This window comes from Sphingobacterium sp. LRF_L2 (genome assembly GCF_965644235.1).
GTDB lineage: Bacteria > Bacteroidota > Bacteroidia > Sphingobacteriales > Sphingobacteriaceae > Sphingobacterium.
Genome location: NZ_CBFFRI010000012.1, coordinates 94379 through 110864 on the forward strand (window position 1 = coordinate 94379; position 16486 = coordinate 110864).

At 40.1% G+C, this 16486-nt stretch carries 10 protein-coding genes; 3 read left to right on the forward strand and 7 right to left on the reverse strand.

All coding sequences use genetic code 11. The annotated features are described in order from the left end of the window. Positions 1-59 precede the first annotated feature (59 nt). The 7 genes from ACSZOX_RS20945 to ACSZOX_RS20975 all read right to left on the reverse strand — a co-directional run bounded on the left by ACSZOX_RS20945 (position 60) and on the right by ACSZOX_RS20975 (position 10443). The gene (locus ACSZOX_RS20945; RefSeq protein ID WP_437922162.1) at positions 60-1349 is read right to left on the reverse strand and encodes a hypothetical protein; all 1290 of its coding nucleotides are present in this window, start codon (positions 1347-1349) and stop codon (positions 60-62) included. Positions 1350-1395: 46 nt separating this feature from the next. Continuing rightward, positions 1396-3123: a hypothetical protein gene (locus ACSZOX_RS20950; RefSeq protein ID WP_437922163.1), complete on the reverse strand. Its 1728-nt coding sequence runs from the start codon at positions 3121-3123 to the stop codon at positions 1396-1398. A 41-nt stretch (positions 3124-3164) separates the two neighbouring features. After that, positions 3165-5762, reverse strand: a complete 2598-nt coding sequence (locus ACSZOX_RS20955; protein ID WP_437922164.1) for a TonB-dependent receptor plug domain-containing protein — start codon at positions 5760-5762, stop codon at positions 3165-3167. 75 nt (positions 5763-5837) lie between these two features. Then, positions 5838-6818, reverse strand: a complete 981-nt coding sequence (locus tag ACSZOX_RS20960) for a FecR family protein (RefSeq protein WP_437922165.1) — start codon at positions 6816-6818, stop codon at positions 5838-5840. Positions 6819-7053: 235 nt separating this feature from the next. After that, positions 7054-7548 carry an RNA polymerase sigma-70 factor gene (locus ACSZOX_RS20965; protein WP_437922166.1) on the reverse strand — a complete coding sequence of 165 codons (495 nt, stop codon included), beginning with the start codon at positions 7546-7548 and terminating at the stop codon, positions 7054-7056. 384 nt (positions 7549-7932) lie between these two features. Continuing rightward, positions 7933-9231 (reverse strand): sugar porter family MFS transporter, encoded by a 1299-nt coding sequence (locus ACSZOX_RS20970; protein ID WP_437922167.1) that lies wholly within the window; start codon positions 9229-9231, stop codon positions 7933-7935. Between the two features lie 171 nt (positions 9232-9402). Next, entirely contained in the window at positions 9403-10443 is a 1041-nt protein-coding gene (locus tag ACSZOX_RS20975; RefSeq protein ID WP_437922168.1) for a LacI family DNA-binding transcriptional regulator, read from the reverse strand. Positions 10444-10683: 240 nt separating this feature from the next. Here ACSZOX_RS20975 and ACSZOX_RS20980 point away from each other — a divergent pair, with 240 nt between their 5' ends. The 3 genes from ACSZOX_RS20980 to ACSZOX_RS20990 are packed head-to-tail and all read left to right on the forward strand — an operon-like array spanning position 10684 to position 16408. Next, positions 10684-13803 (forward strand): SusC/RagA family TonB-linked outer membrane protein, encoded by a 3120-nt coding sequence (locus tag ACSZOX_RS20980; protein ID WP_437922169.1) that lies wholly within the window; start codon positions 10684-10686, stop codon positions 13801-13803. Positions 13804-13814: 11 nt separating this feature from the next. Further along, positions 13815-15404 (forward strand): RagB/SusD family nutrient uptake outer membrane protein, encoded by a 1590-nt coding sequence (locus ACSZOX_RS20985; RefSeq protein WP_437922170.1) that lies wholly within the window; start codon positions 13815-13817, stop codon positions 15402-15404. After that, positions 15404-16408, forward strand: coding sequence for a purple acid phosphatase family protein (locus tag ACSZOX_RS20990; RefSeq protein WP_437922171.1), 1005 nt, complete (start codon positions 15404-15406; stop codon positions 16406-16408). The genes ACSZOX_RS20985 and ACSZOX_RS20990 overlap by 1 nt, the downstream gene beginning before the upstream one ends. The last annotated feature ends 78 nt before the right edge of the window (positions 16409-16486 follow it).

Below are 16486 nucleotides of genomic sequence, written 5' to 3' on the forward strand. Positions count from 1 at the left end.
TAGCCTGGATTTCAGAAAGCCCGGTATTCGTTGAATTCTTATAAAAATTACGTTAATGGTTAAGGTGTAGTTGCAATTTTGGCGTATTTAATTTGTATGCCGTTATTGACAGGTGTACTGGAGCCTCCACCCAACTGTTGGAAGCGTAGCTTATAGACAGCGCCATTCTGTAGTTTAATGACATAGAAACGGTCTACAAATACTTTATAGTTACCCATATCCAGATAACGGTAGTATTGACCTATTTCTTCTTGACTGTTTCCGCTGAACTTGGTATCATCAATGTTTGCTGCGTTGAAGTTATCAAATTGAGTCGTAATATCGTTGGCTGTTGCTAGTGCCGGATCGTTTTGCCAGTTGTAGTTCGGATCATAAGGACCTGTAGCACCTGCACTGTCTGCAGCAGTCGTGGTTTGCACACGATAAACTTTTACAGCTGGATTATTGTTAAGGACTACACCTTTTATGGCAAATGGATAGGCTCCTCCTCCGAAATCAGGGTTGATATAGCGTTTCAGGATGACGGCGCTAAGTCCTAGATTCCAATCGTTGATTAATGGCTGGATCGTGTCTGTAGCTCCTGTAGTAAAATTGAGAAATACGGACTGACGATTTGAGTTTTTCGAGATATTTGCATTGACTGCTGGATTCGCAAGATTTGCCCATGCCCAGGTTGTGCCTGATTGGTTCACTGGTCGGTACGATACCGCATAGGCAGAGCCTGTCCAACGAATGGCCGCTATGACAAAATTGGTGGTTGCTGGATCCTCAGGGTGCACTTGAACAGCTTCTGCAGTGCGAATTAAATAGAACCGGAAATTGTTACTTGGGGTACCGATGACAAATTGCCCCTCGCGGTGAAAATCGAAAGTGCTTAAATCTCCCATATTAAAGGTCCCACCGTCAAAAAGTGCTACCGCCGCGTTCAGCTGGTTCTGTATGGCCGGTGTTAAAGCACCATTTGCTAAACTAGATATATTGTTTATTTGTTTTGCTTGTGTGTTGACCGAATAATTGAGATAGGCTAAAAGGTTGCTCGCTGTTCCGTTTACAGGAAAATTGTCTTCTTGCGAATAGAAACCTAAATGCCATGCATTCCGAGCTGAAGCTTTGCCCTTGTCAGTAGAACTTACCGTAGTAAAATCAAACCAGGCCTGTTGGCTATCAAAGGATGTGAACCCGCTTAAAACAGAAGCATTGATTGCTTTTGTGGTAGGCGTTTCAGTTACAGCGGTATATGCGGTAGCGTTTACCTTTAATAATTGATCACTGCTTATTTGCTCTTTTTGGCAGGATGAAGCAATTAGTGAAATTGCGATTGCAGTTGTTAATAATGCTCTTTTATTCATTTTTTTACTTTTTTTAGTTGATATAAAATGTATTCCGGGCTTATTACTAGTAGTTAACGTATTCGATTTCTATGTTCGGCTCAGGAATCGTCCAGTCGTCATTCCAGTGAATGACAGCAAAAATGTTTTCCATAGCCTTATTGACTATTACTTTCTCTAGATAGGTACCACTTTGGTCTACGGTATTGACCACTAGGCTCGTCAAGCTTTTAAACTGACGCACATCGATTGTTTTTTCGGGGTAGGGGGTAAGTCCTATTAACATGAGTTCCATTAAGTTTTCAGCGTTGGTAGCGGCTAAGAGCATAGGCTGGATATCCGCATAAGTTAATTTGGTACCATTTGCGCTGATATCTTGAATTGTGAGTGCTTTTACTTTGCTAAGATCAATCCATTGAAAGTCTGGTTTTTGTGGGAAATCAACGTTATTGAAACCAACAACGACATAGGTGTCTTCGCTGTATGTTTGGTCATTTCCTAACTTTACGTTTTCTAAGACGAGTTGATCGATGTCTAGATTGCTGAAGCCACCGCTGGCTACGCTAATGTTGGACAAGGAAAGTTTTTTTATTTTTACTTTCTCAGGACCGGATCCGCCAATACTGAAGTTGGTCGGATTTTGATCATCTTTTGCGGCACCACCAAATCCTGATAAAGTAACTTCTTCCATTTCGGTATTTTCGGACGAGCCTAATACAAAATTTGCCTGGGGACCTATTTCTTTTCCTTGAACCACCAAACGTTTTAATTTTTGGAATGGATAGCGTTCAAAGCTTGGTAAAGTTAATTTGGTTAAATATTGTTTATTGGGGAGTAGCAGGCTCGTCAGCTGCCGGGTAACAACCAGTGGAAGATCCAAGGTCTCAAGTAGTGGATACTTATTGGTGAAGTCTATGGTTTCACCAAATGGAGAACTTCCTGTAGCCGCACCATCGCCTTCAACGATAAGGTGTTTTAGTTTTTCAAGATTGTCGATTTTGAGTTCCCATCCTGCAGGTTGTCTCGTTGTATTTACAATGAGTGTTTCGAGGTTAGTGAGATGGTTGAGATCAATTGTTTTTTCGATAAATGAAGAGACATTAAGATACGTTAAACCTTTGAAAGTCTTTAATACGGAGGCTAATAAGCCTTCTTGATCTTCCCCTCTATTGAGTAGGATTATAAGCTTGTCTACACGTTCAATATCTGCTTTAAGATAACGGTTTGGTTTCCCTGAAACAGGGTGGATATTATAGGTGTTGGCGAGGTAGTTTCTTAGTCCTAATCCCGAAGACTCTAATATGATATCTAAGTATTCATATTCTTCTGTGTTGTAATTGGCTAAAGCACTCGCCAACTCTTCTTGTATTTTTGCTTTACGGGGCAATTTATCGGTCACCATCTTGATTTGTTCTTCAAGTTGCGCATATAGGTCTTGAAAGATTACATCGGGATTCGTTTTCAACTCATTGAAACTTGGAATAAAGTCTTTTAGAATCTTTACTCCGGCGATCATTTCGGTATATTTTGCTTTAAGACTGTTGTCTGTTACGCTTCCATTAAGGCGTTCTAGCGTTGCGATATCGTCTTCACTGATGGTCGTTTGCTCCGAAATTTCGAGGATACGTTGTTCGGTTAGGACGTTGTAATCTATATTTGGCTCTATGTCTTTTTTACAAGCCCAGAAAAGGTTAAGAAGCAATAAGGGAAGTAGAATGCCGGGCTTCACTTTCAGGAGTATTGCCGAAAGCGAGAGCGCATTTAATTTTAACTGTTTAGTTTGTATTTGTTTCATTTTTTTTATCTGGTTATTAATAAGTTGAATTTGTATTTGCATTAGATTCTGTAGGTAAGTTTTAGAAAGTAGGTGTGACCATAATACAGCCGAATTGGGGTTAGTTCGCGGTTCACGATATGTGCCGGAGGATTAACCATGGCGTAGGTGATATCGGTAACGCCAAATAGATTACGTATGCCGGCCCTTACATCAAATTTTCGATTGAAAAAACTCTTGGCAACATTTAAATCCATATTATGGTAAGGTTCTGTTTGAGCAAGTATCTTGTAATACCCTTCAGGTTCTTCTCCAGGTGCTCCAGGTTCACTCGTTGGGAGGAAAATATATTGGGGTTGTTTGCCTACGAACCGGTAGAATAGCGCCACTCTGATATCGTTTTTTAGTTTGTAGGTGGCTTGCGCATTGGCTTGTGAATTGATTAAAAACTTTGCATATTCATTTTCGGAAGCATCGTCGCTACCTCTGTAGCCAACAATTGATCCAGCAATGGAAAAATGGAAATTTTCGGATACAAGCTTAGCATCTATTTGATTAGCCAGACCGTGATATCTATTTTCATTTGTGTACGTGTTGAGTCCTGTTTGAACGCCTTGTCTTTCACTTGGATATACAATGTTTACAATTCGATCTTCGATGTATTGAAACATTGTACTTATACTTGTTTGTAAGTAGATTCCAGATCGGACCTCGCGCTGGTGGCCCCATTGCAGTTCGGCTGTTTGTCCATATTCTGGACGGAGGTCTGGATTGCCGCGATATTCGTGTATAGCATCGACAAAGGACATGTACATCTCCTGAAAATTTGGAAATCGTGTAGAGGTACCTAGAATAAGACGGATATCGTTTTGTTCATTGACCTTATAGCGTGTTGTAAGCGACTCGTTGGTACGGACATTTTGCCCGCTACTGAAGTTGGTTCGAATACCTGGACGTACGACGATACGTGGAGTCACTTTCCATTCAGCAGACAACCAAGCTCCTCCATTGGTTAGCGTATGTACTTGCGGATCCATTAAAGCAACATTATTAAAGGTAAAGGTATACCCTTGGTTAGCCGTCGTTTCGTCTATTTCGTAGCCTATGTTAACATCAAGCTTCTCTCGTAAAAAGGGTTTGAGTAACGTCCCTCTTGAATAAAATCCTTTGGATTGGAAGTGTTCCATCCAGTCGTTTGGCTCTAGCTTCATGTATTCTGGTAGTCCATTGGCAGGATGGATCGTACTGTTGTCAAATAGGTTTATACCACGTCGTTTGTGCAGCAGGCCATTTCGTTGAAGTGAACCATCTATAGAAAAATAGGCGTTTTTCCAAAATTCTCCCCGAGCGCTGAGGTGGTGGTTGTGGCGTAGATTGCGGTAGTAGTTATTGGTCGAGAAATTTACTGTTGTGTTTTCGTCTTTCAGGTGGAATTCTTCAACGGTACGCTCGTGTCGGGTAAGATCAGATTGAAAATAATTGATTTTGTAAAGTAAAGAAAGTTTTTTAGCGGTAAACGAGAGATAACCGTTGCCATTGTACGAAACTTTGGGAGACCAATCGTATCCACGTGTGGTCGTAATATTTCGCCCTACTGGTTCGCTGATAATGCCTGCACCATCGTACTTTCCCCAAAAACCTTTAAAATTATCTCGGGATACTGCTCCGCCAATAGACCATTTACTAGTCAGGTTGTGGCTTACATTAAGACGCTGTATATGCCGTCCCTTTCCTTGTTCGTCGATCTTTAGATTATACTCGTTGGCCACCGTTTCTTCTTGGATGTCGATGGATAGATCCGTCTTGTTGTTCGCTTTGCGTTTTGTGATAATGTTGATTACACCGGCGATACTGTTCGCGCCGTATTCTACCCCCATAGCACCTTTCACAATCTCTACGCGATCTACATCATCCATACTGATCGTAGAAAGGTCAACATCGTTTCCCATATTTTCGTCTCCAGCAATAGGAATATTGTCCATCAGAATCTTTGTATATTGGCTGTTAAGCCCGAGTACACGTATTTTAGAACGGCCTGTACTGGATTGATTTTCGATATCGATATTTATTTGCTGCTTGAGTAGCTCTCCCACATTTGTGACAGACATATTCTCGATCGTTCGCTTGTCTATTACTTCGACTCTATAGATGGAATTGTTTATGGATTGTGGACGAAATTGGCCTGTAACTACTACGGGACGTATATCAAATGTCTTTTGTACGACAGTCGTGTCTACCGCGGTGCTCGGTTGATTTTTCTGTACGTTGCTTACTTTTTGTGCAGATGCTTTGAAGACACGGATGTGGATTGTATTTCCATTGACTCGAAGTTGATTTTTATTGATCTTTAGCAGATTGGTCAATATTTCTACTAATGTTTTATTTCTATAATTGAGTGTTACGGAGGATTGATTTTCGAATATATCGTCGCTATAAGCAAAGGTGCAATTTGCTTCTTTTTGGAGAATATCTAATGCTTCTTTTAAAGATAACGGTTTACTGGTAATCGTTAGCTTTTTCTCCAGAATATTGTGTTGTGTATATGCTGGAAAACTGATACAGATAAAAGCTGTAAGCAGCAGTAGGTTAAATAAGTTCTTTTTGAAGGGCATATATAGCCCATGCAATGTAGATTTACTACATTTGTAAAAATGATCCATGTATGGTATTAGTCTGTATAAAGCTCATTTGCCACGGTACTTTGTTTGGCGACGGGAACCGTGGTTTTTCTTTTTTTAATATATAGTTACTGTCTTATTTTGTTGATCTATTTTGTAACGGTATCCTAAAACAAAAGCCATATTTTCTATCAATTCGTTTAATGTAGGATTTTTATATTTTGCAGAATACCGCTTGTTAAGTATAGCCTTGTTTTTTATGTTGATTTTTACGTCGTACCACAACTCGAGTTCCTGTGCAATATTTTGTATATTTTCCGCATGGAAAACAAGCTCGCCTTCTCTCCATTTTCCAACCGCAGTGGTGTCCGCTTTATATTCTTCAAAGTGATTCGTGCTATGATTATATTTTGCAGATTGCCCTACAGTCAGTGCTAAGAATTTTTGTCGGTTTGCTGTATGCAGGAAATGTACTGTACCTTCATTAACGGCGACTTCCACTGTGCCTTCTTTTGGTTCTGCTTTAACATTGAAGGCTGTTCCGACGACTTTAATTTCGGTACCACAAATAGATTCGATAATAAAAGGACGATTTTTATCAGCACTAATTTCAAAATACGCTTCACCGACAAGTTCTACATTCCGACTATTTTTTGCAAAGTTATCGGGGTACCTTAAAGTAGCACCTGGGTGTAGATATATTTTACTGCCATCAGGCATTACCAAAGTCTTTGTGCTGCCCATAGGGGCGGTGAGCGCATGTATGACCGCATTTTCTTTTTGATAGGGGGTAACATTGTTTTTTACAGTCGTTATCGTAGCTATGGTCACCAACAGTAGGCAGGCCGCGGCATAAGCAGGCCAATTCGACTTCAGTCTACCCATTAAAGTCTGTTTCTTTTCTGCTGCTGGGGGAATATGTTGTTCGAGGAAATTCCATATGGAAGCATTAGAGTCGGCAATCTTCTGATCACTCATTTGTGGTACTTCAGCAGTGACGATCTTGTCTTCATTCAACCAAGCGTGTACGGCATTCTTTTCCTCAAGGCTGCATCTGCCGTCATGGTATTTTTTCAGAAGATCTGGTGTTACTTTCATATAATGCTTCTAACTGCGATTCTATAATAGTAATCGTATGAAATAGACCTATCCCTTAGTATAAATAAAAATAAATTTATAAGTAATTGATAATTAGATTGTTTTTTTGTGGTAAGCTGAACTCTTTTGCTGCCACAGGGAAATCAAAAGCCAAGTCGTATTATTCGATTCAGATAATAGATGCTTTTAGAAAGAGGATAAAGAAGGGAAAGCGATGCGGGGAAATTGGAAATTTTTATTGATTAATCTTCTGTCGCAGAAAACGCAATGCTTTAGTAAGATGCTGTTCAACGGTTTTTTCTGATATAGATAATTTGTGTGCTATTTCTTTATTTTTGAGTCCTTCATTTCTACTCAAAACATATATCTCCCTGCATCTACACGGTAGTTTTTCTATTGCATGTCCTATGAGCTTTTTTACTTCATTGAATTGTACTTCTTGCTCAGTGTAACAATGTGCATCGCAAACTTGGAGACGAAGTTCGTCTGTGACGAGCTGTTTCCTGCTTTCTTTTCTAAAGAAGTCAAATACTTTATATTTAATCGCTTTATATAAATAGGATTTGATATCAGCATCTGAAGTAAGATCATTTCTTCTTTGCCAGAGGGAAAGGAAAACGTCTTGAACAATCTCTTCCGCTTGTTTTTGTTCTATGCGAAATGAATAAGCATATTTTAATAGTTCTTCCCAATGACTTATATATATCTGTTCGAATAACTTACGATCCATAATTTGCTTCCTAGTTAACGATGGTTCGTTTCCGATGACCAACCGCTTCAAATATAGATACTGTTATTTAGAATATTTCTAAATAAAATAAATAGTTTAGTCATTGAAATGTCAATTATTATCGTGCTTTGGTTTACGTTTGTTGAACAAGCTCTAAAATTAGCAGACTTTTTAGAACTTGTTCAACAGTATAATGTCTATTCTAGGCAGTGTTGAGGTATTATATAAGCTATATTATTTTGCGTCTTATTCTTTTAAAATTATCAGTCATACCAAAAAGCTTGTTGTACTGGGTTTGCGTACGTGAACATTTCATCTGCTTATCCAAGGAAATCCTTTAGAAATACATGCTTATTGCATAGATAACTTTTCATCGTTTTTTTCTTAATGCAAAATTGTCGGTTCCTCATTCATATCTTCTAGAGATTTTCCTTTGGTTTCTGGAAGGAATAAAATGAATATAAAGGAAAGAACGACCATAATGGCGTAGAATAGAAAAATATAGAATCCGCCCTGTGGAATTCCTTCTACGATAATGGGGAATACCCAAGATATTACTGCAGCAAATACCCAATGTGTAGTACTTCCCAAGGATGAACCTTTTGCGCGAACTTCATTTGGGAAAATTTCTGCGAGAAAAACCCATATTACAGCACCTTGAGATAGGGCGAAGAAACCAATAAAACCGATAATGTATAGGAGCAGAAAGGAAGAGTGCTCTCCTTTCAGTCCATAGGCAGTTAACAATAGGAAGCAAAACATGCCGACTGCGCCGGTTAACAATAGTTTTTTCCGTCCGAATTTATCTATGATACTCATGCCAAGGAACGTAAATAGCACATTGGTGCCTCCAATAAAGATAGGTTGGAGATATGTTAGTTTTTGATCAAACCCCGCGATTTCAAATATTCTTGGGGCATAATATAAAATAGCATTGATACCAGTCATCTGATTGAAGAAAGCGAGTAGTATCGCGAAAACGATGGCTTTACTATATTTAACTTGAAATAAGGAAACACTTTTCCGTTGATTAGGCGCTTGGGTATGGACATCGGAATGTGGTAGGTTTAATTTATCGAAAACAAGGTTTGCACTTGTTATATCCTTGTGTAGCATCAGCCAACGGGGGCTTTCTGGAATCCTCTTTAAGAGTAAATAAAATAAGGCTGCAGGTATTGCCATGATCCCGAGCATGTAACGCCACGAGCTTTCACCTATTCCTGCAAATAAGAAATTGGTTAAATAGGCGATAAAAATACCCGATACAATCATGATCTGAAAAAGACCTGTCAGTTTACCCCGGTCTTTTGCGGGTGAAATTTCAGAAATGTAGACTGGACCAACGACAGAACTTATACCTACGGCGATACCACCCAGTAGTCTGAAGAATAAAAACATGCTCCAAAAAGGCGATACACCACAACCTATCGCAGAAAACAAATACAACAAGGCAATAGTTATTAACACAGGCTTGCGGCCGTGTCGTTCAGAGAGCCTACCGGCAAATAAAGCACCCAGAATGGTACCGATCAGCGAGATGGATACTGTTAACCCATGCCAAAAAGCGTTGAGTTGCCAAAGGCGTTGAATAATTTGTTCGGCGCCCGAAATAACGGCCGTTTCGAAGCCAAAAAGGAAGCCTCCAAGAGAAGCAATAAGTGCGAATTTCCAAATGTTATTCATGATATAATCAAGGTCTATTTAATCAAATTTATTTTAGTACGGTTTATGTATTATATTGGTGATTTGACACAAAATGATACTGTGCCGGCCGTAAAGCTAGAAAATAAATTGATATTATGAAATATGGGAACCTAGATCTTTTTCGGTTTTATTTTTAAAATCTCTTCGTCGTTATGTTCTATTTTTGAGTTCGATAGAAGATTGTCTTATCATTAATTCTGGTTTTAGAATCTCATAACGGTAGGCTTTGCGGGGGTCTTTAGACGAAAAATAATCCAAGAGTATTTTGGCAGAAAGCATACCCAATTCATAGGCTGGTTGCCAAACCGTAGATAATGAAGGGTAGTAGTATTGGGCGTAAGGTTCGTCATCGAAACCGATGATCGATATATCCTCTGGCACACGATAGCCATGCTCGCGTAGTGCATGCATGGATCCGATAGCCACGGCATCGTTGACGGCAAAAATAGCGTCCATTTTCCTTTCCTTCCGCAATAATTGTTCGACGGCATCTACGCCTGCATCCGATGAGAAATCATTGCTTTTGATGATGAGTTCTGATCGTATCGGAAGGTTATTGTCGTAATGGGCATTGAGATAGCCGTCGAGCCTTTGTTTAAAAGTGGGAAAGGAGATCGGTCCCGCAATATGAGCAATGTTTTTGCAACCATTTTTTATCAGATATTCTACAGCCTGATAAGCCCCGTCATAACTATCGACAAGTACTTTGTCTGCTTCAAAATCGGCACAGTCGCGGTCAAAAATAACCAGTGGAATACCGGCACTTTGTAATCGTTCAAAATGTTTGTAGTCTTTTGTTTCGAAAGTGGGAGATATCAGTACGCCATCCAAACGTAGCGAAGTCATATCTTGCAATAGTCTTTTTTCTTCCTCAAAGGATTCGTTTGTTTGCGAAATCAGCAGTTTGTATCCAGCTTTACTGACCATATCCTGAACGCCGCTGATAACTGTGGCGAAGAAGTAACCCGTAATTTCCGGAACAACAATACCGATGATGCCTGTTTTTTTGTTTAATAAGCTTAATGCAAGTAGGTTAGGTTGGTATTTGTGTTTTTCTGCCAAGGCCAGTACATCCCTTTTCGTTTTTGCACTGATGGAAGGATGGTCGCGTAGGGCACGAGAAACTGTAGAGGGTGAGACCCCAAGTTGGTTGGCAATGTCGGTAATGGTTATCGGGTGCGTTTTCTGCATAATTAAAAATATGGTCCACAATTTTATGTTTTCGAGTCAATGGCTGCGATGTACGTGAAATCGCAGTATTTGGATGTCGAAAATTAGCTACATTTCTGTAAATGTACGCAAACCTTTGCATAAGTGTAACTTGTCCGATACAATAATTTGTTCGTCATTTGTTATCGTAAATACAGGACAACGCTTATCGATCAATTGTCATTAGCTAACCGGTACTTAAGATTATAAAACCTAGTTCATATGAGAAAGATGATTTTACTCAATTACAAATGTACAGGATGGGATGCTGTACAAAAATTGTCACTTCGACGCTTAATGTTATTTTGCTTGTCGTTTGTGATTGCTGTGGGGGCTGCCCATGCGCAAAACGGCCTTACCATTAAAGGAAAGGTCCTTGATGCGGAAACGCAGCAAGCTATTGCGAGTGTTACGCTAACGGAAAAAGGAACAACAAATTCTACAAAAACAGATGCACAAGGTAATTTTCAACTGGCTGTAAAAAGTTTACAAACAGCACTACAGGTATCTTATGTTGGATATTTAACGCAGGAGGTGTCTGTCAATGGATCAAGTGATTTGGTAATCCGTTTAGCAACATCCAATACCTCGTTAGATGAGGTGGTTATCGTTGGATACGGCCAAACAAAAAGGAGTGATGTTACAGGCTCCATTTCTTCTATGGACGCAAAGTCTATTCAACAAACAAACAAGACAAATGCTTTTCAGGCTATGCAAGGTCAGGTGGCTGGTGTCAATATTCAGGCCGCAGATAATAAACCTGGATCGGGTTTTAACGTACGTATTCGCGGTGCGAATACCATCAATTCTAGTGAATCTATATCTAATGCTGGTTTTAGTGCTGGTCAAAACCCGTTGTTTGTGGTGGATGGTATTTTCGTAAATGATATTTCTTTTTTAAACCCGTCCGATATAGAACGCATGGATATTTTAAAAGATGCTTCTGCAACCGCGATTTACGGTTCACGAGGTACAAATGGAGTAATCATTATCGCAACCAAACGTGGTGCTAAAGGTAAAACAGTGGTATCCTACGAAAATTATTTTGGAACAAAAGAAGCTTATCACCTCCCTCGCATGCTACAAGGAGAGGAGTTTGTGCAATACTTAAAAGATGCCGTGGTTGGTAACAAATGGGCTTCGGGCAATTATGACTTCACTGTGGATGATGTTGTATTAAGCGATTATATGCGTCCAAATGAATTGGAGAACATGAAGAATGGTAACTACACAAATTGGATTGACTTAGTAAATAAGAATGGTTTTCAAACCAATCATACCTTTAACGTAAGTGGTGGAGGTGATAAAGCAACATATGGCGCGGGTATGGCTTACACGAAGGATGAGGGTACTTTTGAAGGAGAGAAGTATGAACGTTTTTCGTTGCGTGGCAATGTGAGTGCGGAAATTCTTCCAAAAGTAACGTTTAACTACAATAACTATGTCGCTTTTGCCATTCGTGATGAGGGCAGCTTAGAAGGTCTGCGTAGTGCGTATCGCCTTCGGCCGACGGGATCTGCTTATGATGCGAACGGAGAGCCTCAATTCTTTCCTTTAGAAGGTGAAACGTTTATCACAAATCCATTATTTGAAGCTGATAACTGGACTTTAGAGACAAGAGCATTGAATTACATCGGTAATATTTCTTTAGCGTATACGCCGGTTAAAGGATTACGTTTGTCAACTAATTTTTCGCCTAATATTGAATTTAGGCGTCTAGGAGAATACCGTGGACGATACAGTAAATCGACGAGTGGTAATCAAGCGAATACACGTGCAGAGGTGATTAATTCTAATCGTATTTCTTGGACTTGGGATAATATTGTGAACTACGATGCGGATCTTGGTGAAGATCATTCGTTGAGCGGTACATTCGTTTACTCGCTATTTTTGGATCGTTCGGAAAACTATCAAATGCAGCGTCGGAATTTTGCGACTGACGAGTTTTTATTCTACAATGTAGGCGCAGGATCTGTGATCAATAGCATGACCAGTGCGTTAACAAAACAAACATTAGAGTCGTATACTGGTCGTTTAAATTACGGATATAAAAGCAAGTATCTGTTAACGTTCACAGGACGTTATGACGGTTCATCTATCCTAGCACCAGGCAACAAATGGGCATTTTTCCCGTCAGCGGCATTCGCGTGGCGTGTCATAAACGAGTCTTTCATGAAAACACAGCAAACAGTGAGTGACTTGAAATTGCGTTTGAGTTACGGTGAGACCGGTAATAACGGTGCGGGAGGGGGATTAGCACCTCTGGGATCGCAATCGTTAGTAGGAGCAGGATTTACCAATATCGGCGATAAGGTCGTACAAACAAATTATATTACGAACTTGGCGAATCAGAACCTAACTTGGGAAAAAACAAAAGAATGGAACTTAGGGGTTGATTTTGGATTCTTAAAAAACAGATTAACAGGTACAGTGGACATTTACAACAGACATAATACTGGTATTATTTTTTATAGACCGACGTCTACAGTAACAGGTTATTCAGGTGTTTTTGAAAATGTTGGAGAAGGACAAAATCGCGGTGTGGAAGTGTTGTTGAATACCAAGAATATAAATGGTGAGAATTTCAAGTGGACGACTTCCTTGAATTTTGCACTCAACAAGAATAAATTAACGAAGCTGTATAACAATCTGGAAGAAATCATTTTTAGTATCCAAAGCGGTACCTATATTCACCGTGTAGGTGAGTCTATAGGATCGGCTTATACTTGGGATTTTGATGGTATCTGGCAATTGGACGAGATTGAAGAAGCTGCTAAATATGGTCAAAAACCCGGACAGGTTCGTGTCAAAGATATTGACGGTAATGGGGTAATTAATGCCGATGACCGGGTGATTATTGGAAACAATATGCCAGACTGGACAGGTGGTATAACCAATACCTTTAATTATAAAAATGTAGACTTCTCTTTCTTTGTTAATACGAGTCAAGGTGTCGTAGCGACCAGTTATATGCACCAATCTCATGGAGGTGGTTTTGACTCTACACCAGCGCGTTTCAATTCAATGAAGATGAATTACTGGACGCCAGATAATCCTTCCAATGAATGGTACCAACCGAGTAACAACGGACCATATACTGAAGCGGTTATCTTCCAAGATTTATCTTATGTAAAAGTTGGTTACATCACGTTAGGTTATACTTTTGGAAATTCACTGCTACAAAAAACAAAACTGAAAAGTGTTCGCTTGTATGCTACGGCACAAAACCCATTTATCTTCACAGACTACAAGGGATCGGATCCAGAAACTGCAGGACGAAACAGTTACGGTGCCGCACACTTGACAAGAACATTTATGGCTGGTTTAAATGTTAACTTTTAATTGCTGAAATTATGAAAAGATATATATTATTACTGTTAGTTGGATTGTCGTTTTCCGGATGTAAAGATTTCTTGGAAGAGGAAAACAGAAAAGCATTGACTGATGCGATTAGTTTTAACGATCCAGCCTCATTTGACAAGCTGGTGGCTAATATCTATGACAAAATGCGTACAGCGACTACCAACTATGATTTGGACCATCAAGGCACGGATATTTTTACGAGAGGAGATATTGTTGCAGGTGTTAGTGAGTTGAACGATTATGTGAATATGCTTCCTTTTAATTGGTCTTTCCAGTCAAATTGGCAAAATTGGTATTTTGTAATCGGAGCGGCGAACACCACGATTGATCGTTCTGGAACGATTGCCGGATTGACAGATGCCGCGAAGAACAAAGGACTTGGCGAGGCAAAATTCTTCCGCGCATTTTCCTATTTCAATCTGGTTGAACAATTTGGCGGTGTGCCGTTAATTCTGAAAGAAGCACGTACCGCTGAATCTAATTTTACAAGAGCTTCTGAACAAGAAGTATATCAACAGATATTGACAGATCTTGACGATGCACTTGCTGCGGTGGATGAAACACCTGCTGAGTTTGGCCGCGTCTCTAAAAGTGCCGTGCGTCATCTAAAAGGAAAGGTATTGCTAACACGTGGCTATAAATCTTTCGCAGTCTCTAGCGATTTTACAGAAGCAGCTAGTTTATTTGAGTCTGTCATCACGCAACATCCGCTAGCGACCAACATTGCAACATTATTTTCTAAAGCAGGGCAACGGGATGCAGAGGTAATCTTTTCCATTTTGTATGGCTCGGATCCTGTGTCGCGTGGGGTAGGAAATAACAAACATTTGCAGTTTAAATTTACATATGACGTCTATCCCGGGATGACGAGATCTACGTTATACCATCGTGGTTCGGGCACAGCGCCAACACCATTTTTCTACACGCTGTTTGAGGATGGTGATGCGCGTGAAGCAGCAACTATACGTAGAACAATGATAGCTGAGGTGAATAGTACAGATGGAAGAATTGCCATTGGGGATACAGCTATTTATTTTCCCAAAACAGCTTGGTCGCAGCAAGTCATAGCGACAAAGAAATATGTTGTGATAAATCCCGGAAATTATTACACTCCGGATGGCCTAACACAGGTTCATTACCCAATGTTCCGTAAATTTGACGACCCAGGAGTTCCGTATACCAATCCAGGAATTAATCCAGATGGAGAGCGTGATGCGGTCATCATGCGTGCTGGAGAGGCCTATATCTTGGGCGCTGAGGCTTATTTGAAAAGTAGTAATACTGCTAAAGCAGCAGCTTTAGTAAATGAACTTAGAAAAAGAGCAGGCTTGACACGCTTGTATGCTGCGAATGAAATTACCCTTGATATCGTGTTGGACGAGAGTGCAAAAGAACTTGCCGGTGAGGTTAGCCGATGGCTGGATTTGAAACGTACAGGGAAATTAATCGAACGTACATTGGCTCATAATCCGCATGCGGCTTTAAATAACGCATTGAAGCCTTATCATTTGCTAAGACCGATACCGAACACGGAGATTGATTTAACTGGAGGTAGTATAACGCAAAACCCTGAATATTAATGAAGCTTATAAACAAGTTAAGATGGGGAAGTTGGGCTATAAGGTACTTGTTTGTATGTTGTAGCTGGGGATTAACAGGGAATGTTATGGCACAGGAGGCAAGCTTAAGCTTGCCTCCCAAGTCCATAAATTTTATTGTTTTCGGTGATTGGGGAAGATTTGGCGATGATCACCAATTGCAGGTGGCGCAACAGATGGCTAAGACAGCCCGACAAGCGGATGTCCGGTTTTTTATCAATGTCGGTGACAATTTTTACCCAAAAGGAGTTGCTAGTGTGCAAGATCCACATTGGACCTATTCTCTAGAAGAGATCTATAAAGATTTTTCGCTGCAACGTGAGTGGTATAGTATACTGGGAAACCACGACTATATGGGTAATCCTGACGCACAAGTTGCCTATACAAAGATCAGCCGCCGCTGGCACATGCCTGCGCGATACTTCGATCAATCGATTGCGCTGAGCGATGGATCTAAGAAAAAACTTAAATTTACTTTTATTGATACAAATCCGTTGATCCCTGAATTTTATGAGAATGCTGAGTACGGTCCAAACGTACGCACGCAGGATAGTACGGCTCAAAAAAAATGGATAGCGGAACGTATTGCTGATACCGGTGCCGATACAGGATGGAATATTGTAGTAGGTCACCATCCTTTATATACGGCAAGCCAGTCGCGTCGGGAAGGCTACGACACCAAAAGGATTAGAAGTTCTTTGCACAATCTGCTGACGAAAAATAACGTCGATGTGTATCTTTGCGGTCACGACCACAGCTTACAACATTTATTGCCTGAAGGAGGGGTACACCATTTTGTTTCTGGAGCGGCTTCTGAAAACACAGAAGTAGGAACTTTGCCTATCAGCAAATTTGGAGCCGCTGAAAGTGGTTTTTTACTATTTTCAGCAACGGCAGATCAAATTGTGGTGCATGCTATACGATACGATGGAAAGATATTGTATCAAACAACGATCACCAAGAAAGAAAAAAACGGAAGTAAATAGGCAAAAGAGTTGGAAATAATAGGAACAAGGTTCTAAAACTATTATGGATAGCTTATGTGAATCAATCATACTAAATAA

Coding starts and splice junctions, on each gene's coding strand:
- ACSZOX_RS20955 (WP_437922164.1), bottom strand. CDS start 5,762: ATGGATCATTTTTACAAATGTAGTAAATCTACATTGCATGGGCTATAT.
- ACSZOX_RS20980 (WP_437922169.1), top strand. CDS start 10,684: ATGAGAAAGATGATTTTACTCAATTACAAATGTACAGGATGGGATGCT.
- ACSZOX_RS20945 (WP_437922162.1), bottom strand. CDS start 1,349: ATGAATAAAAGAGCATTATTAACAACTGCAATCGCAATTTCACTAATT.
- ACSZOX_RS20985 (WP_437922170.1), top strand. CDS start 13,815: ATGAAAAGATATATATTATTACTGTTAGTTGGATTGTCGTTTTCCGGA.
- ACSZOX_RS20990 (WP_437922171.1), top strand. CDS start 15,404: ATGAAGCTTATAAACAAGTTAAGATGGGGAAGTTGGGCTATAAGGTAC.
- ACSZOX_RS20950 (WP_437922163.1), bottom strand. CDS start 3,123: ATGAAACAAATACAAACTAAACAGTTAAAATTAAATGCGCTCTCGCTT.
- ACSZOX_RS20975 (WP_437922168.1), bottom strand. CDS start 10,443: ATGCAGAAAACGCACCCGATAACCATTACCGACATTGCCAACCAACTT.
- ACSZOX_RS20965 (WP_437922166.1), bottom strand. CDS start 7,548: ATGGATCGTAAGTTATTCGAACAGATATATATAAGTCATTGGGAAGAA.
- ACSZOX_RS20960 (WP_437922165.1), bottom strand. CDS start 6,818: ATGAAAGTAACACCAGATCTTCTGAAAAAATACCATGACGGCAGATGC.
- ACSZOX_RS20970 (WP_437922167.1), bottom strand. CDS start 9,231: ATGAATAACATTTGGAAATTCGCACTTATTGCTTCTCTTGGAGGCTTC.